Below are 21,801 nucleotides of genomic sequence, written 5' to 3'. Positions count from 1 at the left end.
GTCGGCGCAGCCGCACGGTCGCCACCGCCGGCCCGCCGACGAGGAGTCCAGGGCGGCCTGAGAGCCGCTCGGCAGGCGCGTTCGGCACGACGGGAGGGCCCGGACCGGCGGACGGCGGATGCTGTTGGCACCAACAGCGTCCGGCGGACGGCCGGCCGGGCCCTTCCGTGTGCCGCCCTCCCTCGCTACCGCCGCTTCAGGCCGAGGACTTCGGCGGCGGCGAAAGTCTCGTTCGGGGGCCGGTCCGCGTAGTACGGGGTGAGCAGCCCGTCCAGCTCCGCGAAGGTGAAGGTCTCCTTCACCGTGTCGAACCGGGCGGCCACCCGGGGCCGTTCGACGACGGCGACCATCCCCCCGTGCACGACGAGCAGTTGCCCGTTGACCCCGGCCGCCGCCGGTGAGGCGAGATAGCCGACGAGCGGGGACACGTGCTCGGGCGCCAGGGGGTCGAGGGCGCCGTCCGCCGGTTCCTGCAAGCCTGCGAACACGTCCTCGGTCATCCGGGTGCGGGCGCGCGGGCAGATGGCGTTGGCGGTGACGCCGTACTTGGCGAGGGCGAGCGCGGTGGAGGTGGTGAGGCCGACGATGCCGCCCTTGGCGGCCGCGTAGTTGGGCTGGCCCGCCGAGCCCGCGAGGAACGCCTCCGAGGAGGTGTTGACGATCCGCCCGTAGACCGGTCCGCCGGTCTCCTTGGAGCGGGCGCGCCAGTGGGCGGCGGCGAAGTGCGTGGTGTTGAAGTGGCCCTTGAGGTGGACGCGGATCACCGCGTCCCATTCCTCCTCGGTCATCGAGAAGACCATCCGGTCGCGCAGGATGCCCGCGTTGTTGACCAGGATGTCGAGCCGGCCGTAGGTGTCGGTCGCCAACGCGACGAGCGCGCGGGCCTGTTCGTGGTCGGAGACGTCGCCGAGGTGGGCCGTGGCCTGCCCGCCGGCGGCGCGGATCTCGGCGGCGACCTCCTCGGCGGGGGCGGCGGACGCCTCGCCGGAGCCGTCGCGGCCGGGCTGCCCGTAGTCGTTGACGACGACGGCCGCGCCGAGGCGGGCCAGTTCCAGGGCTTCGGCCCGGCCGAGGCCGCGGCCCGCGCCGGTGACGATCGCGGACAGTCCGTCCAGCGGAAGGGGAAATGACATGGGAATCCTCAACGTCGTGGGCCGGGCGCCGGGTTCAGAGCTCGATGCAGGTACGCAGCGACTCGCCCGTGCGCATCTGGTCCAGGGCGTCGTTGACCCCGTCCAGCCGGACCCGGTGGGTGATCATCGACTCCAGGTCGATGCGGCCCGCCCGCCAGAGCGCGATGGCCCGGTCGAAGGAGCGCAGGACGTCCCCGCCGCCGTACATGGAGGGCAGGATGCGCTTCTCGTCGAAGAACAGCTCGAACATGTTGACCTGGAAGTTGTCGTCCATGGCCCCGGCCCCGACGACGCACAGGGTGCCGCCGCGGCGGGTGTTCTCGTAGGCGGTGCGGGCGGTGGCGGACTTGCCGACGACCTCGAAGACGTAGTCGAAGCCCTCGCCGCCGGTGATCCGCTGCTTGGCGTCGGCCAGCCCGTCGGGGGCGACGGCCTCCGTCGCGCCGAAGCGGAGGGCGGCCTCGCGGCGGGAGGCGACCGGGTCGACGGCGATGATCTGCGCCGCGCCCTGGACCCGCGCGCCCTGGATCGTGGAGATACCGACGCCGCCGCAGCCGATCACCGCCACCGATGAACCGGCCTCCACCTTCGCCGTGTTGATGGCCGCGCCGAGGCCGGTGGTGACCCCGCAGCCGATCAGGGCGGCGATCTCGAACGGTACGTCGTCGGGGATCGGCACGGCGGAGCCCGCGCCGACGACGACCTCCTCGGTGAAGGTGCCGGTGCCCGCGAAGCCGAAGACGTCGCCGCCGGGGCGCTTGAAGTTCGGGGTGCCCGCGTTCATGAAACCGGCGAGGCAGAGCTGGGTCTGGCCGCGTTTGCAGGACGGGCACTCCCCGCAGGCGGGCAGCCAGCAGACGAGGACCCGGTCGCCGGCGCTCAGCCCGGTCACCCCGTCGCCGACGTCGATGACCTCGCCGGCCCCCTCGTGACCGGGGATGAAGGGGGCTGGCTGCGGAAGGACGCCGCTCATCGCGGAGACGTCCGAGTGGCAGAGGCCGGTGGCACGGATGCGGAGCTTGACCTTTCCCGGGCCGAAGCCCACCGCCTCGACGTCGTCGAGGACTTCGAGCTTCTCCTGGCCTGTCTCGTGCAGTACGGCTGCGCGCATGGGTACGGCTCCCCTCACATCGTCATCTAGATCAGGGTTCTGCTGTGCTCAGGCGGGTTCGACGGCGGGCTTGTCCAACGTCAGGAGTGTTCGACGACCGTGTCGGCGAGGACCGGCGCGTCGTCCCGCTCGGCGGCGGCGACCGTCACCTGGACGCGGCCGTCCCCGGTCCACATCCGGATCCGGAGGGTCTCGCCGGGGAAGACCACGCCGGCGAAACGGGTGCGGTAGGCGGTGATCCGGGAGACGTCGCCGTCCAGCAGGGTGTCGGTGACCGCCTTCAGCGTCATGCCGTACGTGCACAGTCCGTGCAGGATCGGCCGGTCGAAGCCGGCCAGCTTCGCGAAGGCGGGATCGGCGTGCAGCGGGTTCCAGTCCCCCGAGAGACGGTAGAGCAGCGCCTGGTCCTCGCGGACGGCCCGCTCCACCGTGCGGTCGGGGGCCCGCTCCGGCGGGGTGAGGCGGTCGGAGGGGCCGCGTTCGCCGCCGAAGCCGCCCTCCCCCCGTACGAAGATCTGGGCGTCGTTCGTCCACAGCGGCCCGTCGCCGTCACTCGCCTCGGTACGCAGCACGATGACGGCGGCCTTGCCCTTGTCGTACACCGCCGCGACCTTCGAGGTCTGCACGGCGCTGCCGGTGGCCGGGATCGGGCGGTGGACGCGCAACGACTGTCCGCCGTGCAGGACCGCGGCGAGGTCCACGTCGATCCCCTGCGCCCCCATGCCGCCGAAGGCGGCCGTGCCGGCGCCCGCGACGGTGGCGAAGCTCGGCAGCACCTGGAGCCGGGACTCCAGGGTGTAGCGCAGTTCGTCGGGGTCGGTGGCGGGGCTGCCCGCGCCGAGACCCAGGTGGTAGAGCTGGACGTCCTTGTGGTCCCAGCCGATCTCGGCTCGGCGGGGTTCGGCGGCGACTGCCGCCCGGGCATCAATGGGCATGACGGAGCAGCTCCTTGACGGTCCTGGTCGGTGGGAAGACCTCGGTGCGGCCGTCCGCACCGCCGGCCGCACCGAGGTCGTGCGGTGACCGGCAGGGCACGCCCTTCTAGAACGCGTTCTAGCCGATGGCCCATGTATAACGCAGGCCACGGAAGTTGGGAAGACTGCTGACGTCCCGTCAGAACAATGTGGGGCGCCCGGGTCACCCCGTCGTCGCGGCCCCGATCGGAAGGTCCGCCGGCGGGCGGGGCCTGCGATGGTTCGGAAGCCAGATCAGCATCACGACCACCCCGGCCAGCAGGACCCCGGTCGCGGTACGGAAGGCCAGCGCGTATCCGGCGGCGACCTCGGCCGCGTCGGCGGAACCCGCGGTGCGCGCGGCGGCGACCGTGGAGAGCACCGAGAGGCCCAGCGCACCGCCCATGGTGCGCGAGGTGTTGACCAGGCCGGAGACGAGTCCGGCGTCCCCCGGCTCCGCGCCGGAGGTGGCGAGGGTGGCGAGCGGGGTGGAGGCGAGACCCGCACCGGTCATCATCAGGACGCCGGGCAGACAGATAGCGGTGAGGTAGGAGCCCTCCACGCCCATCGTGGACTGCCAGCCGAAGCCCGCGGCGGTGATCAGGACCCCGGCGACGGCGAGGCTCTTGGCCCCGGCGCGCACCATGAGGCGGGGGGCCAGCTTGGAGCCGATGATGACGGCGGCCGAGGTCGGCATCAGCGCGAGACCGGCCTGCAACGGCGTGTAGCCCAGGACGTTCTGGGCGTACACCGTCATGAAGTACCACATGGAGAACGTGGCCGATCCCATGAGCAGCATCGACACGTTGGCCGAGGACACCGCCCGTACGGAGAACACACGCAGCGGGATCAGCGGGACGGCGGTACGCGCCTCGACCAGCACGAAGGCGGCCAGCAGCACGACCCCGGAGAGCAGCGGCACCAGGGTGACGGCGGCCGCCCAGCCCTCGACCTCGGTCTGGACGATGCCGTACGCGACGGCGGCGAGGCCCGCGGTGACGAGGACCGCGCCCAGGAAGTCGATGCGGCGGCGGTCGCCCGCGCGGCCCTCGGTGATCCGCAGGGCGGCGGCGACCAGGACGATCGCGCCGATGGGCACGTTGATCAGGAGGACCCAGCGCCAGGAGAGGGCGTCGGTGAGGACGCCGCCGATGAGCCCGCCCGCCGCGCCGCCGCCGGCGCCGACCGCCATCCATGTGCCGATCGCCTTCGTCCGGGCCGGCCCTTCGGGCACCGCCGCGGTGAGGATGGTGAGGGTGGCGGGAGCCAGGACGGCGGCCCCGAGGCCCTGTGCGGCACGGGCGGCGAGGAGCTGCCAGCCCTCCTGGGCGAGGCCGCCCGCGAGCGAGGCGGCGGTGAAGACGCCGAGCCCGACGAGGAACATCAGCTTGCGCCCGTAGATGTCGGCGGCCCGCCCGCCCAGGAGCATGAACCCGGCGAACGCGATGGAGTAGGCGTTGACGACCCACTGGAGGCCCCCCGCGCTCAGCCCCAGGTCGGCCCGCATGGAGGGCAGGGCCACATTGACGACGGAGACGTCGAGGACGACGAGGAACTGGCCGGTGCAGGCGGCGAGCACGACCGCCCAGGTGCTGGGACGTATTCGGGAGGTGAGCAACGGGGCGGAGGCGGGCGCGGAGACGTCAGGCATGAACGTCATGGTCGCAGGCGGCAGATGGCCCGTACATCAGGTATCGGGAGCCACGCCCCGGGCCGCCGGCCGCCGGACACCGGTCGTCGGCGTGGGCACACCCCCCACATCCCCCATATCGCCGCATACGGCCCTCATAGTGGTGGGTTATGAGTACGGAGAACGCTGACGTGTCCCCCGGCCGGTCTCCCTCCGGCCCCGCGGATTCCGGTGAGGGGCCCGGGACGGACTCCTCACCGGACCGGGTGGTGGTGACGATCGGGGTGCTGGGCGTCGTCGGGATCGTCCTGTGGGCGGCCCTCGGCAAGGACACCTTCCAGAGCGCGTCGGACGCGGCCCTCCCCTGGGTGCTCGACAACTTCGCGTGGCTCTTCGTCATCGCCGCCGACGTCTTCCTGGTGCTGTGCCTCATCATCGCCTTCAGCCGCTTCGGCCGGATCCGGCTCAGCAGGGACGACTCCCCGCCGGAGTTCTCGAACTTCTCGTGGATCGCGATGATGTTCAGCGCGGGCATGGGCATCGGGCTGATCTTCTACGGCGTCGGGGAGCCCGTCTCGCACTATCTGAGCCCGCCGCCCTTCAGCGGGGCCGAACCGCAGACGGCGGGCGCCGCGAGCACCGCGATGGAGTACTCCTTCTTCCACTGGACGCTGACTCCGTGGGCGATCTACGGCATCGTGGGCCTGGCGCTGGGCTACGCGAGCTTCCGCATGGGCCGGGGCAACCGGTTGAGCGCCGTGTTCGTGCCCCTCATCGGCGAACGCAGGGCGAACGGCGTCCTCGGCAAGGTGCTGGACCTGCTCGCCGTCTTCGCCACGGTCTTCGGTACCGCGACGAGCCTGGGACTGGGCGCCCTCCAGATCGCCATCGGACTCGATCTCACGGCGGGCGTCGAACAGGGCACCGGCGTCGAGCTGACGATCATCGCCGTGCTCGGCGCGGCCTTCGTGGTCTCCGCCTTCACCGGGCTGCACGGCGGGGTGAAATGGCTCAGCTCGATCAACCTCGTCATCGCCGCGGCCCTCATGGTCTTCGTGTTCGCCGCGGGTCCGACCGTCTACCTCCTGGACGTGCTGCCGTCCTCGGTCGGCGGCTACCTGAACGACCTCCTCCCCATGGCCTCGCGCACCGGCGCCTTCGGCGGCCAGAGCTGGCTGGGCACCTGGACGATCTTCTACTGGGCCTGGTGGCTGTCCTGGGCGCCCTTCGTCGGTACCTTCATCGCGCGCATCTCCAAGGGCCGCACGATCCGCGAGTTCCTCCTCGCCGTGCTGCTCGTGCCGAGCGGGGCGACCGCCCTGTGGTTCGTGGTGCTCGGCGGGACCGGTATCCGCCTCGCCGAGACAGGCGTCGTCGACATGGCCGAGAAGGCGAAGGAGGGGACGGAGGCGACCCTGTTCGCGATGCTCGACGCCCTGCCGGTCAGCACGGTGACGGCGTGGGCCGCGATGATCCTGATCATGATGTACTTCGTCACCAGCGCGGACTCCGCCTCCCTGGTCATGGGTTCGCTGACCAGCAGGGGAGCCCTGCACCCGCGGCGCTGGCTCGTCGTCACCTGGGGCCTCCTCATGGCGGCGGTCGCGGCGGCCCTGTTGGTCGCCGGCGGCCTGGAGTCCCTCCAGAGCGCGACGATCCTGGTGGCCCTGCCCTTCGTCGTGGTGATGCTCTTCCTGTGCTGGTCCCTCCTGCGGGAGCTGCGGACCGACCCGGCCGGCGGGCCCAAGCGCAGCGAGGGCCTGCACGGTATGCGCGACGCGGTGCGGGTCATGGTCGGTGAGGAGCTGAGCAACCAACCGGGGTCCCGCCACCGCCATCTGCGGCGCGCGGCCTCGGCCCGCACGACGAACGCCGAGGACGACCGGGACGGGGAGGGGCGCGGGGAGGGGCGCCAGGCAGACGGGCCCTCCGGGCGGGAGAGCTGACGAGCGGCCCAGGGGGCGGGGGAACCGCCCCCGGCCCCGGGAGCCTCAGCCGCGCCGCAGCAGCGTGACCACCGCCGCCCCGCCGAGGCCGATGTTGTGGGCGAGGGCGGTCCGTGCGCCGGGCACCTGGCGGGCGCCGGCCTCGCCGCGCAGTTGCCAGGTCAGCTCGGCGGCCTGGGCGATGCCGGTGGCGCCCAGCGGGTGGCCCTTGGAGATCAGCCCGCCGGACGGGTTCACCACCCACCGCCCGCCGTAGGTAGTCGCCCCGGACTCGACGAGCGTGCCGGACTCCCCCTCGCCGCACAGGCCCAGCGCCTCGTAGGTGAGGAGTTCGTTGACGGAGAAGCAGTCGTGCAGCTCGATGACGTCGAGGTCGTCCGGGCCGAGGCCGGAGGCCGCGTAGACCTGCTGGGCGGCGGCCCGGGACATCGGGGCTCCGACCGCGTCGATGCAGCTGCCGGAGGCGAAGGAGGCCCCGGTGTCGGTGGTCATGGCCTGGGCGGCGATCTCCACCGCCCGCTCCGCCAGACCGTGCCGTTCGACGAACCGCTCGGAGACGACGACGGCCGCCGCCGCCCCGTCGGAGGTGGGCGAGCACTGGAGTCGGGTGAGGGGGCGATGGACGGTGCGGGCGGCGAGGACCTCCTCGACCGTGTACGGGTCCTGGAACTGGGCGTACGGGTTGTTCACCGAGTGCCGGTGGTTCTTGGCCCCGACCGCGGCGAGCTGCGCGGGCGTCGTCCCGTACCGCTCCATGTGCTCGCGGGCCGCGTTGCCGAAGATCTGGGCGGTGGGCGGGGACGTCGCGAAGCCGTGGGCGGCGGCCATGATCCCATAGTGCCGGGCGACCGGCGATGCCGCGAAGTCGCCGCCGGCGTCCGCGCCGCCGCCCAGCGAGCCGCGGGCCATCTTCTCGAAGCCGACCGCGAGGACGCAGTCGCTGCCGCCGCCCTCGACGAACTGCCGGGCCAGCATCAGGGCGGTGGAGCCGGTGGCGCAGTTGTTGTTGACGTTGTAGACGGGGACGCCGGTCAGGCCCAGTTCGTAGACGGCCCGCTGTCCGGCGGTGGAGGCCTGGAAGCAGTAGCCGACGGGGACCTGTTCGACCTGGTCGTAGCGGACGCCCGCGTCGTCGAGGGCTGCGGCGCCCGCCTCGCGGACCATGTCCCAGTACTGCCAGTCGCGGGTCTCGGGCTTCTCGAACCTGGTCATGCCGACGCCGACGATGTAGGCGTTCATGGTGCGACTCCTTCTGGTCCGGTGCGGTCGGTCCCGGGGAACGTCGTGTGCGGTCGGTCCGGGGGGGCGTCGTGTGCGGTCGGTCCGGGGGGCGTCGTGTGCGGTCAGTCCCCGGGGGGCGTCGTGTGCGGTCAGTCCCGGGGGAGGCCGAGGATCCGTTCGGCGACGACGTTGAGCTGGATCTGGGTGGTGCCGCCCGCGATGGTCAGGCAGCGCGACATCAGGAAGCCGCGGAGGGCCCGCTCCCCCGCCGCCGGCTCGTCCACCGCCCCGTCCGGGCCGAGGAGTTCGAGGGTGAGTTCGGCGACCTTCTGCTGGTGGAGGGTCTGGACGAGTTTGCGGACCGAGGCCCCGGCGCCAGGTTCGCGGCCGGAGACCTGCTGGAGCGTGGTGCGCAGTCGGACGCAGGCGAGCGCGTGGGCCTCGGCGGTGAGCGCGCCGATCCGGGCGCGGGTGGCCCCGTCCAGCCCGGCCGAGCGGGCGATCAGGGCTTCGAGTCCGCTGTCGAAGGTCATCTGGTCGGCCATGTGGACGCGTTCGTTGCCCAGGGTGTCGCGGGCGACCCGCCAGCCGCCGCCGACCTCGCCGACGACGGCGTCGGCGGGCAGCAGGACGTCGTCGAAGTACACCTCGTTGAAGAGGGCCTCGCCGGTGATCTCCTTGAGCGGGCGGATGTCGATGCCTTCGGCGTTCTCCATGTCGACCAGGAAGTAGGTGAGTCCGCGGTGCTTGGGCGCGTCCGGGTCGGTGCGGGCCAGCAGGATGCCGTGGTCGGCGGTGCGGGCGGCGCTCGTCCAGACCTTCTGCCCGGTGATCCGCCACCCCTCGTCGGTCCGTACCGCGCGGGTGCGCAGCGCGGCGAGGTCGGATCCGGCCTCGGGCTCCGAGAAGAGCTGGCACCACTGGAGGTCGCCGCGCAGGGTGGCCGGCAGATAGCGCTCCCGCTGTTCCTCGGTTCCGTACGCGATGAGGGACGGCACCACCCAGGTGGCGATGGACAGGTCGCTGAGGCGGATGCCCTGTTCCCTCGCCTCCTGCTGGATCGCCAGCTGCTGTACGGGTCCGGCGTCCAGTCCGTACGGGGCGGGGAGGTGCGGGGCCGCGTAACCGGTGGCGGCGAGGGCGCGGCGGGCCCCGGCCGGTGTCAGGCCCCGGGCCGCGGCGAGGTGGGGGCGGGCCTCGGCGCGGTGGCCGTCGGCCTCGGCGGGGATTTCCAGGGCCAGTTCGCGGCGGGCTCCGGCCTCGGCGAGGCGGGCGGCGCGCAGCCGGTGCGGGTCGGCGGCGCCGAGGAGCTGGCGGGCGAGGACGGCCCGGCGCAGCTGGAGGTGGGCGTCGTGCTCCCAGGTGAAGCCGATGCCGCCGAGGATCTGGATGGCGTCCTTGGCGCAGGTGTACGCGGCCTCGGGTGCGGTGGCGGCGGCGAGCGCGGCGGTGAGCCCGCGCGCCGCGGGCTCCGTGCCGTCGGACCGGGCGGGTTCGCCGGCGGAACCCGCCGCCCCGGACCGGCCGGGGGCTGACCGGGCGGATTCGTCTGCGGCGTGGGCGGACTCGTCGGCGGCGCGGGCCGCGTCCCAGGTGAGGGCGCGGGCCTGTTCGAGGCGGACGAGCATGTCGGCGCAGAGGTGCTTGACCGCCTGGAACGCCCCGATGGGCCGTCCGAACTGCTCGCGTACGGTGGCGTGTCCGACGGCGGTGTCCAGGCTCCGGGCGGCGCTCCCGCAGGCGTCGGCGGCGAGGAGCACGGCGGCCAGGTCGCGGACGAGCGCGGAGTCCAGGGGCAGCACCCGGTGCGCCGGTACGAGGACGGCGTCGGCGCGCACCTCGGCGGTGGGCCGGGTCGGATCGACGCTGCGGTGCGGGCGCACGGCGATCCCCTCGGCCCCGGCGTCGACGAGGAACCAGCGCTCGCCGCCGGGGGTGGCGGCGGGCAGCAGGAGCAGGTCGGCCGCCTCGGCCGTCAGGACGGGCGGGGCCGCGCCGAAGAGCCGGTGGCCGCCTTCGGCGGGGGTGGCGGTGAGGCTGCCGGGTGCGAGGGCGAGGGCGGCGGTGCGGTCCCCCGCGGCGAGCTCCCGGAGCGGTCCGTCCAGCTCCTCGGCCCCGGCGGCCACCGCGTGGCGCAGCACGGCGGAGGTGAGCGCGGTCGCGAGGTAGGGGCCGGGCAGCGAGGCGTACGCGGCCTCCTCCAGGACGACGGCGAGGTCGAGGAGGCCCCCGCCGCCACCTCCGTACGCCTCGGGCAGATGGATGCCGGGGAGCCCCTGCGCGGCGAGCCCCTCCCAGTGCGCCGGGCGCACACCGGGGGCGGCCGGGCTCCCCGCGTCGAGGATCCTGCGCACCTCGCCGGGTGGTGCGGCGCGGGCCAGCCATCCCCGCACGGAGTGCGCCAGCGCGCGGTGCTCCTCGGTGATCCCGATGCCGGTACCGATGCGGGTGCCTGCGCCTGTGCCTGTGCCGATGCCCATACGAGTCCTCGCCGGTCGGGGCCGCTGGAACGGCGCAAGAGTAGAACACGTTTCAATCTGACGGAAGGTCAGGAGACCGGTGGATCCGGACCGGAATAGGGCACGGCCGGGAAGCGTTCACCATGCATGCACTTGGGGGGAGCCCGGGTGGTGACGCTGCCCGGAGGCCCCACGTATGCGACGGACGAAACAGATACGGACCAAACAGATACGGCGCCCCGGGGAGCTCTCCGAGCCGCGCGAGGCGCGCTCCGGCCCCCTCGTGCCCGTCCTCGCCTTCGCCGGCATCACCGTCGCGGTCATGCAGACCCTGCTCGTCCCGGTCATCAAGGACCTGCCGGTCCTGCTGGACACCGACCCGGCCAACGCCACCTGGGTGATGACCGCCACCCTGCTCGCGGGCGCCGTCTCGACGCCGATCATGGGGCGGCTCGGCGACCTGTACGGCAAGCGGCGAATGCTGCTCGCCTCCCTCGCCGTCATGGTCATCGGCTCGCTGATCTGCGCCTCCACCGACGACCTGGTCGTGATGATCACCGGCCGCGCGCTCCAGGGCTTCGCCATGGGCGCCATCCCGCTCGGCATCGGCATCATGCGCGACGAGCTGCCGCGCGAGAGGCTCGGCTCGGCGATGGCCCTGATGAGCTCATCGATCGGGGTGGGCGGCGGGCTCGCGCTGCCCGCCGCCGCGCTGGTCGCCCAGCACGCCGACTGGCACGCGCTGTTCCTCGGCTCGGCAGGGCTCGGACTGCTCGCGATGGCGCTCACGTACGCACTGGTCCCCGAGCCGCCGCTGCGCGCGCCCGGCACCTTCGACGTGATCGGCGCCCTCGGGCTCTCGCTCGGCCTGGTCCTTCTCCTCCTGCCGGTCACCAAGGGCAGCGACTGGGGGTGGACCTCGGCCCCGACCCTCGGGCTGCTCGCCGCGTCCGTCGCCACGCTGGTGCTGTGGGGCCTGTTCGAACTGCGCGTCCCGGCGCCGCTCGTCGACCTGCGCACCAGCGCCCGCCGCGAGGTGCTCCTCACCAACCTCGCCTCGATCATGGTCGGGGTCGCCTTCTACGCGGTCTCCCTGGTCCTGCCGCAACTGCTCCAGCTGCCCACGTCCACCGGCTACGGCCTCGGGCAGTCCATGGTGGTCGCCGGGCTCTGCGTGGCCCCGCTCGGCGTGACGATGATGTTCGTCGCCCCGCTGTACGCCCGGATCTCGGCCCGCCGGGGCCCCAAGACCACGCTGATGCTCGGCATGCTGGTCATCGCGGTCGGTTACGGGGCCGGGCTCGGGCTGCTCTCCGCCGCCTGGCAGACCGTGCTGATCGCCGTGGTGCTCGGCGCCGGCATCGGCCTCGCGTACTCCTCGCTGCCCGCCCTGATCATCGGGGCCGTCGACCCGTCGGAGACCGGCGCGGCCAACGGCCTCAACACCCTGATGCGGTCCATCGGCACCTCGGTGTCGAGCGCCGTCATCGGCATGGTGCTGGCCAACACCTCCGTGACGGTGGGCTCGGTCCAGGTGCCGTCCATGGAGGGCTTCCGGATCTCGTTCCTGATCGCCATGGGGGCGGTGCTGATCGGCCTGGTGCTGGCGGCGTTCCTGCCCTCGCAACGGCCCTCCGCCCACCCGGTGCTCCTGGCGAGCAGCGCGGGCGACGGGCGGGCCCCGCAGACCGCGCGGGCCGCCGGGGCCGGGGCCGGGCGCGGTCAGCACACCGGAGCGTCGAACCGCGGCACCGTCGTGAGCAGCCGGGACACGTCGGACCCCGGCAGGAGCTCCTGAGGCTCGGCCGCGCGGGAGAACAGCCGGGCGGGGCGGGCGCCCTGGACGTGGGCCCGCCCCCCGTCGACGCGGAGCCAGGAGCCCTCGCGCAGCCCGAGCACGGGTACGTCGTTGTCCTCCAGGAACTCGGTGAGCCGCTCCTCGCGGGTCTCGCCCTTGTGGGTGCTGGCCGGGTCCGGGTCCAGATAGTGCGGGTTGATCTGGAACGGGACCAGGCCCAGCGTCTCGAAGGACGGCGGCTGCACGATGGGCATGTCGTTGGACGTCCGCAGGGTCGGGGCGGCCATGTTGGTCCCGGCGCTGGCGCCCATGTAGGGCAGCCCGCCCCGCACCGCGTCGCGCACGGCCTCGCGCAGACCGGTGCGGTAGAGGGCGGCGAGCAGCCGGAAGGGAGTTGCCGCCGCCGATGAACACGGCGTCGGACGCGGCGAGTTCGGCGACCGGGTCGGGGTTCTCATGGACGCCGCGCACGGTGATGGCGGACGGCTCCAGAGCCTCGCGGACCCGGGTGGTGTACGCGGTGTGATCGGCGAGCGCGTACGGCACGAAGGCGAGTCGGGCGTTCGCGGGGAGGAACGCGGTGACGGTGTCCAGGGCGTGTTCCAGGTAACCGCAGCCGTACTGGGTGGAGTTGGAGAGCAGCAGCAGATTCACGGGGTTCCTCGGGTACGTGAGGTACATCGGGCACATCGGCTCGGCCAGGCGGATCGGGTCGGCCAGGCGGATCGGGTCGATCAGGTGGTGCGGACCGGTCAGGCGGTGCGGACCGGCAGGCGGTGCGGGTCGGCAGGCGGTGTGGGTCGGTCAGGCGGTGTGGGTCGGCCAGGCGGAGCGGACCGGTCAGGCGGATCGGGGCCGCCGGGCGCGGGGCTTCGGCCGCTGCGGCGGGTGGGTGAGGCGCTGCTCCAGCAGCTGGGCCGCGTGGCGCAGCGCGTCGAGCCGGTCCTCGGGCGCCCCCCGGAACCGGTCCTCCCCGCCGCCGAGGCTGAGGCTTCCGTACGGCTCGCGCCCCAGGAACACCGGTACGGCCACGGTGGCGATCCCGGTGTCGTACTCGCCGACCGTCCAGGCGTAGCCCTGGGCCCGGATCTTGATGAACTCCCGTTCCAGCAGGTCCGGTTCGGTGACGGTGCGGTCGGTGAAGCGGGCCATGGGGCGGCCCCGGAAGAGCCGGTGGCGCTGCTCGTCGGGCAGATAGGCGTAGTACGACTTACTGGTCGCGCCCGCGTGCGCGGGGTAGAGCTCGCCGACCAGCGGGTAGTAGCGCAGCGGTCCGGTCTCGCCCTCCTCGGCGGCCACGCAGCGCATGTGGAAGCTGTCCGGAAGGCAGAACAGGACCGTGTCGCCGGTGGTCCGGCGCAGCTCCTCCAGGACCGGACCGGCCAGCAGCTCCAGCGAGCCCGAGCGCTCCCAGAGCCGGCCGAGCCGCAGCACGGCGGGGCCGATGCGGTAGCGGCGGGTGGCCGGATCGGAGACCAGGAAGCCCCGGCCCGCCAGGGTGGCGAGCAGCCGCTGGGCGGCGGAGGTGTCCCAGCCGAACTCCTCGGCGACCTCGGTGACGCCCCAGTCGGGCCGGGTGCGCTCGAAGGCGAGCAGCACCAGGAGCGCCCGGTCGACGGTTTGCAGCGCCCCGGCGGGCGTACGCCGGTCCAGATCGAATTCGGCCATCGTCATCTCACCATTCAGACCAGAATTGCATATAGCGGGAAACAGTTGCGCTCAACGCTATCCGATCCCGAATGTTGCCTCAGCACCCCGCCCCGCGCTCTCCCCCGTCGAGCGCCGGGCGGGTGTCAGGATCAGGAGAAGAGCCCCCATGTTGAAGTACGTACTGGACATCGTCGAGCTGCTGGACGATCCCCAGGTCACTGGCAAGACGGTCGTCGGGTACCTCGACGCCGCAGCGGGGGCCGAGGGCTCGTCGGCGCAGGTCACCACCGTCATGGGTGACCAGGGCTCGACGGACTTCGTGCTCGTCCGCATCCCCGGCTCCCACGGCCGGACGGCGGGCGGCAGCGCCCGCACCCTCGGTGTGGTGGGCCGGCTCGGCGGTATCGGCGCCCGGCCCGAGGTGACCGGTCTGGTCTCCGACGCCGACGGCGCGGCCTCCGCCATCGCCACGGCCGCCAAGCTGCTCGACATGCGCCGTCGCGGCGATGTGCTGCCCGGCGACGTGATCGTCGCCACCCACATCTGTCCGAACGCGCCGACCGAGCCGCACGACCCGGTGCCGTTCATGGGCTCGCCCGTGGACATCGCCACGATGAACCGGCACGAGGTGACCGCCGACATGGAGGCCGTGCTCTCCATCGACACCACCAAGGGCAACCGGATCATCAACCACAAGGGCCTGGCTCTGTCGCCCACCGTCAAGGAGGGCTGGGTGCTCCGGGTCAGCGAGCAGCTCGGCGAGCTGCTGGCCGTGGTGACCGGTGAGCCGTTGGTCACATACCCGGTGACCACCCAGGACATCACGCCGTACGGTAACGGTGCACACCACATCAATTCGATCCTCCAGCCCGCCACCGCGACCGCCGCTCCGGTCGTCGGTCTCGCGGTCACCTCGGCCGCCGCGGTACCGGGCTGCCAGACGGGCGCGAGTCACGAGAGCGACATCGCGTCCGCCGCCCGCTACGCCGTGGAGGTCGCCAAGGGCTTCGGCGCCGGGCAGCTGGACTTCCACGACGCGGTGGAGTTCGACAACCTCGTCAACCGCTACGGGTCGCTGGCTCACCTCCAGACCCTCGGCCGCACCACCCAGGAGTCCTGATGGCATCCGCCCACCGGGCCGACGCCACGGCCCCCGAAGCCAAGAGCATCGGCAGCGACGACTACTCCCTCTCGCGGGTCCCGCGCGACAAGCGCTTCGGCTTCTGGTCCATGCTCCTGCAGTGGCTGGCCCAGTCCGGCTCGATCTCCCAGTTCACGCTGGGCGCCACCATCGGCGTCGGCATGACCTTCGGGGACGCCTTCCTCGCCTTCACGCTCGGCGCGGTGATCCTGGAGATCGTGATCTTCGCGATCGGTCTGGCCGGCATGCGCGAGGGTCTGGCGACCCCGATGCTCACCCGCTGGACGGGCTTCGGCCGCAACGGTTCGGCACTGGTCAGCTTCGTCATCGCGGTCAGCCTGGTCGGCTGGTTCGGCGTCCAGAACACGATCTTCGGCAACAGCGTCTCGGCGCTGGTCGGCGGACCGTCCTGGATGTGGTGCGTGATCGCGGGCATCGCCATCACGGGCCTGGTGATCTTCGGCTTCAAGTACATGGCCCTGTTCGCCAAGATCGTCACCCCGCTGTTCTTCGGCATGGTCGCCTGGTCGATCATCACGACGCTCAACGACCACTCGATCAGTGAGCTGATCAGCTCGCCGCCGCCCGGCGAGGCGATCCCGCTGGCCGTCGCCGCCACCGCCATCGCGGGCGGCTACATGACCGGCGCCATCGTCTCCCCGGAGATGACCCGCTACAACAAGAAGGGCTCGCACGTCTTCGTGCAGAGCGCCTCCTCGATGATCCTGTCCGAGTACATCGTCGGCATGGTCGGTGTGCTGCTCGGCCACCTGGTGAAGTCGAGCGACGTCTCCCACATCGTGCTCTCCACCTCGGGCGCCTTCGGTGTGATGGTGGTCCTGATGTCCACCGCGAAGATCAACGACTGGAACCTGTACGGCTCCTCGCTCGGCGTCGTCAACTTCTTCCAGGTCGTCTTCCGCAAGCGGCTGCACCGCGGCGTGGTCACCGTCGTCCTCGGCATCGCCGGCACGCTCCTGTCCGCGGTCGGCATCATGACTCACTTCACGGAGTTCCTCTCCCTGCTGGGCGTGATGATCCCGCCGATCGGCGGGATCATCGTCGCCGAGTACTGGGTCGTGAAGCGGATGCGCAAGCCGCTGGACGACACCCGTGAGGCGGAGACCCTGCCGCTGACCTCGCCCACCTGGGTGCCGATGTCCCTGGTCATCTGGGTCGTGGCGTTCTGTGTCGGCAAGTTCTACGACGGCGGCATACCGGCCCTCAACTCCCTGGCCACCGCCTTCCTGCTGTACTGCGCCCTCGGCCTGCTGGGCTGGGTCAAGCCGTACGGCACCTCCACCCTGGACGACGAGGACGGCCGCAGCCCCGCCCCCGCCGCCCGCGCGACCACTCCGGCAGGAGCAGCATGACCCTCACCCCCGCCTCCGAGCAGGCCCAGACCGAGGTCGTCGACCTCTGCGCCGAACTGATCCGGTTCGACACCTCCAACCCGACCAGCGACGAGCGCGCCGCCGCCGACTGGGTGGTGGACCGCCTCGCCGAGGTGGGCATCGTCTCCGAACTGGTCGAGTCCGCCCCGGGCCGGGCCAGCGTCATCGCCAGGATCGCCGGGAGCGACCCCACCCGGGGAGCCCTGCTGGTCCACGGCCACCTGGACGTCGTACCCGCCGACGCCTCCGAGTGGCAGGTCCCGCCGTTCTCGGGCGAGATCCGCGACGGCTACCTCTGGGGCCGGGGCGCGATCGACATGAAGGACACGGTGGCGGTCATGCTCGCCACCGCCCGGCACTTCGCCCGCACCGGCACGAAGCCGGCCCGCGACGTGGTGCTCGCCTTCCTCGCCGACGAGGAGGCGGGCGGCAAGTTCGGCGCCCACTGGCTGGTCGAGCACCGGCCGGACCTCTTCTCCGGGGTCACCGAGGCGATCGGCGAGGGCGGCGGCTTCTCCTTCGCCCTCGACGAAACGCGCCGGCTGTACCCGATCGAGAACGCCCAGCGCGGCATGGCCTGGATGGAGCTCACCGCCAACGGCCGGGCCGGCCACGGCTCGTCACCCAACGACGAGAACGCGGTCACCGACCTCGCCGAGTCCCTCACCCGGATCGGCCGCGAGACCTTCCCGATCCGGCTGATCGAACCGGTCCGCGCCCTGCTGGAGGAGGCCGCCCGGCTCTACGGCGTCGCGTTCGACGAGAACGACATCGAGGCGAGCCTCGCCCGTCTCGGCCCGGTCGCGGACTTCATGCAGGTGGTGCTCCGCAACTCGGCCAACCCCACCATGTTCACCGCCGGCTACCAGACCAACGTCATCCCCGGGAAGGCCACCGCCCGCGTCGACGGCCGGTTCCTCCCCGGTCACGAGCAGGAACTGATCGACACGATCGACCGGCTGCTGCTCCCCTCCGTCAGCCGTGAGTGGGTCAACCACGACATCGCGATGGAGACGACGTTCGACGGCCCGCTGGTCGACGCGATGTGCGACGCCGTCCGCGCCGAGGACCCGGACGGCCACCCGGTCCCGTACTGCAACCCGGGTGGCACCGACGCCAAGGCCTTCACTCACCTGGGCATCCGCTGCTTCGGTTTCAAGGGCCTGAAGCTCCCGCACGACCTGGACTACGGCCGCCTCTTCCACGGCGTGGACGAGCGCGTCCCGCTGGAGGGCCTGCGCTTCGGCGTCCGCGTCATGACCCGACTCTGGCAGAGCTGCTGACCTCAAGGCCAGCAGTTCCGCCGGGGGCCGCCCGACCCGGGCTCACCCCCCGTACGCCCCCGCCGACCCTCTCGGCGGGGGCGTACGGCACGATGGGGCGCCGTTCCGCACTCACCCCGCCCCACCTGGAGGAACCCCGTGACCGCCGAGTCCGCCGCCGCTTCCGCCGCCGCGTCCGCCGGACCGGCCGGACCCGCCGCACCGGCCGGGCCCACACCGGAGATCCTCGCCGCGTTCGAGGCCGCCAAGGGCTTCATGCCGGCCCACGAGGGTCTCGCCCTGTACGCCGCCGCCACCGAGGCCGGTGCGCTCGGGCTGCCGCTGCTGGAGGTGGGCACGTACTGCGGGCGGTCCGCCATCCTGCTCGCGGACGCGGCGCGGGGAGCCGGGGTCAGCGCGCTCACCGTCGACCACCACCGGGGAAGCGAGGAGCAGCAGCCCGGCTGGGAGTACCACGACCCGAGCGTGGTGGACCCGGAGGTCGGGCTGATGGACACCCTGCCGACGTTCCGCCGCACCCTGCGCCGGGCCGGCCTGGAGGACCACGTGGTGGCGCTCGTCGGGCGCTCTCCGCAGGTCGCCGCCGTGTGGGCCGGGCCGCTCGGGCTCGTCTTCATCGACGGCGGGCACACCGACGAGCACGCGAACGCCGACTACGAGGGCTGGGCCCCGCATGTCGCCGAGGGCGGGCTGCTGGTGATCCACGACGTGTTCCCCGACCCGGCCGACGGCGGGCAGGCCCCCTACCGGATCTACCTCCGGGCGCTGGCCTCCGGGGCGTTCACCGAGGTGTCGGTGACGGACTCGCTGCGCGTGCTGCGCCGCACAGGGACCGGGATCTGAGCCGTACGGGAGCGAGATCCGGGTCGTCGCACGGGCGCCGGGATCGGAGCCGTACGGGAGCGGGATCCAGGTCGCACAGGGACCGGGATCCGAGCCGTACGAGAGCGGGATCCGGGTCGCACGGGCCGCGGTCCGAGCCCTCCGGACAGGCGGGTGGGTAGCATCGCCGCGTGCCGTACGACGACAGCCCTCCCCCCACCCGCCGCGCCCGGCCCCTCTCCGTTGCCGCCGCGCTGGCCGCCGTATGCCTGACCGCAGCCGGCTGCGGCGCCGGCCCGGAAGCCGACGGGCCCGGTGCGGCCCCGCCCCGGCCCGGCGCGGACGGCGCCTCCCCGACGGCTCCGGCACCGGCCGGAACGGCTTCCCCCTCCGACTCCGCGAAGCCGCTGCCGAAGGGCCCGCTGACCGGCCGGACCGTGGTGATCGACCCGGGACACAATCCGGGCAACCGGGATCACACCCGGGAGATCAACGAGAAGGTCGACATCGGCACCGGCCGCAAGGAGTGCGACACGACCGGTACGTCCACCGATGACGGCTACGCGGAGGCCCGGTTCACCCTCGACGTGTCCCACCGGCTGCGCACGCTGCTGGAGGCCGAGGGCGCCCGGGTCCGGCTGACCCACGACGGCGACCGGCCGTTCGGGCCGTGCATCGACGAGCGGGCCCGGATCGGGAACGAGGAGAAGGCCGACGCGGTGGTCTCGGTGCACGCCGACGGGTCGGCCGTGGGAAACCGGGGCTTCCACGTGATCCTGCCCGCGGGGGTGAAGGGCGGCGGGGCCGACACCTCGAAGATCGTGAAGAGTTCGGCCGATCTCGGCGCGAGGATCGCCGGACACTTCGTCCGTACGACCGGAAGCGAGCCCTCCAATTACATCGGTGGAAAGACCGGTCTGGACACGCGTAATGATCTCGGCGGACTGAATCTGTCGACCGTGCCCAAGGTGTTCGTGGAATGCGGCAATATGCGTGACCCGAAGGACGCGGCCCTGCTCACCAGCGGAAGTTGGCGGCAGAAGGCGGCCCAGGGCATGGCCGACGGCATTAGCAGCTACCTGAAGGGGTAGTTCTGCGGTGATATTGGGGGGATATCCGCTCATGATCCGGGCACGGGCACAACCCGCCCGGGCAGACGATAGATTCATCCGTACGATGGGGAGCCGCTCCCGAGCTTCGAGCCGCACCGGCGGCAGCGACGACCGCCCCGACGAGACGACCGACTAAGGACCTTCACGTGAATATCCGATCCCTCACTCGAGGCGACGGCGTGGTGATCGGAGCAGCGGTCGTGCTGTTCATCGCCTCTTTCCTCGACTTCTCCAGCTACGACTGCCCGCAGGGCGTCGACTGCTCCCGGTTCGACAGCCCGAACGCCTGGGACTCGCTCGGACTCCTGATGAGCGTCTTCCTCGCCGGAGTCATCGGCGCGGCGCTGCTGATCCTCAGCCGTGCGATGCCGGGCCGCAAGGTCGTCGGCCTCGACCTCGGCCAGTTCGGTGCGGCGCTCACCGTCTTCGCGCTGTGGACCGCCTTCTGGACGATCCTCGACGTCAACAGCGCCGGCGCGGGCCTGATCCTCGGCCTGCTGGCCGCCATCGTGCTCGTCGCGGGTGCCGTCGCCGGTCCGATGATCCCCGCGCTCAAGGCCCCGCTCGTCAGCCCGGCCTCCCCCGCGCCGGGCGTAGGGGCCGGACAGGCCCCGTACGGCGCGGGCCCCGGCCAGGGCTACGGCTTCCCGGCCGGCCAGCAGCAGCCGTACGGTGCCCAGCCGAGCCAGGGTTACGGCTACCCCGGCGCTCCGCAGCAGGGCCAGCCCGCCCAGGCCGACCCGGCGCAGGCGCAGCAGGCGCAGGCCCAGCAGCCCTCGCAGGGCGGCGCGGCCCCGGCGGGCGACTTCACCCCGTTCTGGTTCGCCGTTCCGGTGGCCCGCCCGCTGTACGGCGAGGACGGTTCGCCGAACCCGATCGCCGAGCTGGCGCCGGGCACCTGGTACCTCGCGGTGGAGCAGCGCGGCCAGAGCCTCATCGCCCAGACGCAGGACGGCCGTCGTGGTGTTCTCCAGGACACCACGGGCATCCAGCGCGGCTGATCCGTACGCCACAGCACACGACAACGGCCCCTCGCCCTTCCGGGCGGGGGGCCGTTGTCGTACAGTCCAACCCGGTCACCCTTACTTGACACCCCGTCAGTTATGGCTGGAGGGAACGGAATGCGGCTCGGACTCGCGCTCGGATACTGGGGCCGCGGCCCGGACCCCGGCCAACTCGCCCTGGTCCAGGAGGCAGAGCGGATCGGCTACGACTCGGTATGGACGGCGGAGGCCTGGGGGTCGGACGCCTTCACGCCGCTGACCTGGATCGCCGCTCACACCTCCCGGATCCGGCTGGGCACCGGCATCGTCCAGATGGCGGCCCGCACCCCCACCGCGACGGCCATGCACGCACTGACCCTGGACCACCTCTCCGGCGGCCGGATGCTGCTCGGCCTCGGCCTGTCCGGGCCGCAGGTGGTGGAGGGGTGGTACGGGCGGCCGTTCCCCAGCAGCCCGCTGACCGCGACCCGCGAGTACGTCGAGGTGATCCGGCAGGTGCTGGCACGGCGGGCTCCGGTGGAGCTGGCGGGCCGCTTCCACTCCCATCCGTACACCGGCCCGGACGCCACCGGGCTCGGCAAGCCGCTGAAGCCGATCACGCATCCGCTGCGGGCCTCGCTCCCCGTCCTGCTGGGCGCGGAGGGCCCGAAGAACATCGCGCAGACGGTGGAGATCGCGGACGGCTGGCTGCCGCTGTACTGGTCGCCGCTGCGCGGGGACGTCTACGGGGCCTCGCTCGCCGGACTCCGGGACGGCTTCATGATCGCGCCGATGGCCCGCGCGCACGTCTGCGACGACGTGGCCGAGGGGCTGTGGCCGGTGAAGGCGATGCTCGGCTTCTACATCGGCGGGATGGGGCACGCGGCCCGCAACTTCCACGCCGACCTGATGGCCCGCATGGGGTTCGAGGAGGAGGCCCGGCGGATCCAGGAGCTGTTCCTCCGGGGCCGCAAGGAGGAGGCGGTGCGGGCGGTGCCGGACGCGTTCGCCGACGAGATCTCCCTGATCGGGCCGCGCGCCCGCATCGCGGAGCGGCTGGAGCTGTGGCGTACGGGCCCGGTGACGGATCTGCTGGTCACCGCCCCGGACCCGCACACGCTGCGGGTCCTGGCGGAGCTGAACTCCTGAGCGACAGACCTCAGGG

The 21,801-nt window shown here is 72.5% G+C and carries 16 protein-coding genes and 1 pseudogene; 9 read left to right on the top strand and 8 right to left on the bottom strand.

The window, feature by feature from the left end; translation table 11 throughout:
• Positions 1-185: 185 nt before the first annotated feature.
• The 4 genes from AB0F29_RS03345 to AB0F29_RS03330 form a co-directional block, all read right to left on the bottom strand.
• Positions 186-1,133 (bottom strand): 3-oxoacyl-ACP reductase, encoded by a 948-nt coding sequence (locus AB0F29_RS03345; RefSeq protein ID WP_361867111.1) that lies wholly within the window; start codon positions 1,131-1,133, stop codon positions 186-188.
• A gap of 34 nt (positions 1,134-1,167) precedes the next feature.
• A complete protein-coding gene (locus AB0F29_RS03340; RefSeq protein ID WP_361867109.1) occupies positions 1,168-2,244 on the bottom strand; it encodes a Zn-dependent alcohol dehydrogenase in 1,077 nt (358 codons plus the stop codon).
• Between the two features lie 80 nt (positions 2,245-2,324).
• Positions 2,325-3,179 (bottom strand): MaoC/PaaZ C-terminal domain-containing protein, encoded by an 855-nt coding sequence (locus tag AB0F29_RS03335; protein WP_361867107.1) that lies wholly within the window; start codon positions 3,177-3,179, stop codon positions 2,325-2,327.
• Positions 3,180-3,381: 202 nt separating this feature from the next.
• Positions 3,382-4,857 carry a DHA2 family efflux MFS transporter permease subunit gene (locus AB0F29_RS03330; RefSeq protein ID WP_361867106.1) on the bottom strand — a complete coding sequence of 492 codons (1,476 nt, stop codon included), beginning with the start codon at positions 4,855-4,857 and terminating at the stop codon, positions 3,382-3,384.
• A gap of 140 nt (positions 4,858-4,997) precedes the next feature.
• Here AB0F29_RS03330 and AB0F29_RS03325 point away from each other — a divergent pair, with 140 nt between their 5' ends.
• On the top strand, positions 4,998-6,773 hold the full coding sequence (locus AB0F29_RS03325) for a BCCT family transporter (RefSeq protein WP_361867104.1): 1,776 nt from the start codon (positions 4,998-5,000) through the stop codon (positions 6,771-6,773).
• Between the two features lie 45 nt (positions 6,774-6,818).
• Here AB0F29_RS03325 and AB0F29_RS03320 read toward each other — a convergent pair whose 3' ends face one another.
• Both AB0F29_RS03320 and AB0F29_RS03315 read right to left on the bottom strand, forming a co-directional pair.
• Positions 6,819-8,012, bottom strand: a complete 1,194-nt coding sequence (locus tag AB0F29_RS03320; RefSeq protein ID WP_361867103.1) for a lipid-transfer protein — start codon at positions 8,010-8,012, stop codon at positions 6,819-6,821.
• Positions 8,013-8,143: 131 nt separating this feature from the next.
• Positions 8,144-10,474: an acyl-CoA dehydrogenase gene (locus tag AB0F29_RS03315; protein ID WP_361867102.1), complete on the bottom strand. Its 2,331-nt coding sequence runs from the start codon at positions 10,472-10,474 to the stop codon at positions 8,144-8,146.
• 175 nt (positions 10,475-10,649) lie between these two features.
• On the opposite strand from AB0F29_RS03315, the gene AB0F29_RS03310 reads away from it, so the two are divergent.
• Positions 10,650-12,251, top strand: coding sequence for an MFS transporter (locus AB0F29_RS03310; protein WP_361867100.1), 1,602 nt, complete (start codon positions 10,650-10,652; stop codon positions 12,249-12,251).
• Here the strand turns inward: AB0F29_RS03310 and pepE are convergent.
• Together pepE and AB0F29_RS03300 are read right to left on the bottom strand one after the other, a co-directional pair.
• Positions 12,176-12,905 (bottom strand): annotated as a pseudogene (pepE, locus tag AB0F29_RS03305) (dipeptidase PepE). The gene AB0F29_RS03310 and the pseudogene pepE overlap by 76 nt on opposite strands.
• Before the next feature lie 186 nt (positions 12,906-13,091).
• On the bottom strand, positions 13,092-13,919 hold the full coding sequence (locus tag AB0F29_RS03300; protein ID WP_361867099.1) for an IclR family transcriptional regulator: 828 nt from the start codon (positions 13,917-13,919) through the stop codon (positions 13,092-13,094).
• A gap of 148 nt (positions 13,920-14,067) precedes the next feature.
• On the opposite strand from AB0F29_RS03300, the gene AB0F29_RS03295 reads away from it, so the two are divergent.
• From AB0F29_RS03295 to AB0F29_RS03265, 7 genes are all read left to right on the top strand, one after another.
• Positions 14,068-15,021 (top strand): DUF1177 domain-containing protein, encoded by a 954-nt coding sequence (locus AB0F29_RS03295; RefSeq protein ID WP_361867097.1) that lies wholly within the window; start codon positions 14,068-14,070, stop codon positions 15,019-15,021.
• On the top strand, positions 15,021-16,415 hold the full coding sequence (locus AB0F29_RS03290; RefSeq protein WP_361867096.1) for a cytosine permease: 1,395 nt from the start codon (positions 15,021-15,023) through the stop codon (positions 16,413-16,415). Before AB0F29_RS03295 ends, AB0F29_RS03290 begins: the two co-directional genes overlap by 1 nt.
• Complete coding sequence (locus AB0F29_RS03285) at positions 16,412-17,719, top strand: M20/M25/M40 family metallo-hydrolase (protein WP_361867095.1); 1,308 nt, start codon at positions 16,412-16,414, stop codon at positions 17,717-17,719. Before AB0F29_RS03290 ends, AB0F29_RS03285 begins: the two co-directional genes overlap by 4 nt.
• A 255-nt stretch (positions 17,720-17,974) precedes the next feature.
• Entirely contained in the window at positions 17,975-18,562 is a 588-nt protein-coding gene (locus tag AB0F29_RS03280; protein ID WP_361867756.1) for a class I SAM-dependent methyltransferase, read from the top strand.
• Positions 18,563-18,732: 170 nt separating this feature from the next.
• Positions 18,733-19,632 carry an N-acetylmuramoyl-L-alanine amidase gene (locus tag AB0F29_RS03275; protein ID WP_361867093.1) on the top strand — a complete coding sequence of 300 codons (900 nt, stop codon included), beginning with the start codon at positions 18,733-18,735 and terminating at the stop codon, positions 19,630-19,632.
• A 167-nt stretch (positions 19,633-19,799) separates the two neighbouring features.
• Positions 19,800-20,654: a hypothetical protein gene (locus AB0F29_RS03270; RefSeq protein ID WP_361867092.1), complete on the top strand. Its 855-nt coding sequence runs from the start codon at positions 19,800-19,802 to the stop codon at positions 20,652-20,654.
• A gap of 120 nt (positions 20,655-20,774) precedes the next feature.
• Positions 20,775-21,785: an LLM class F420-dependent oxidoreductase gene (locus AB0F29_RS03265; protein ID WP_361867090.1), complete on the top strand. Its 1,011-nt coding sequence runs from the start codon at positions 20,775-20,777 to the stop codon at positions 21,783-21,785.
• Positions 21,786-21,801 lie beyond the last annotated feature (16 nt).

It is taken from the genome of Streptomyces sp. NPDC026589 (assembly GCF_040638385.1).
In the GTDB taxonomy this organism is placed as follows: domain Bacteria; phylum Actinomycetota; class Actinomycetes; order Streptomycetales; family Streptomycetaceae; genus Streptomyces.
Note: the sequence above shows the minus strand (reverse complement) of the source record. Positions and strands in the feature narration are given on the sequence as shown.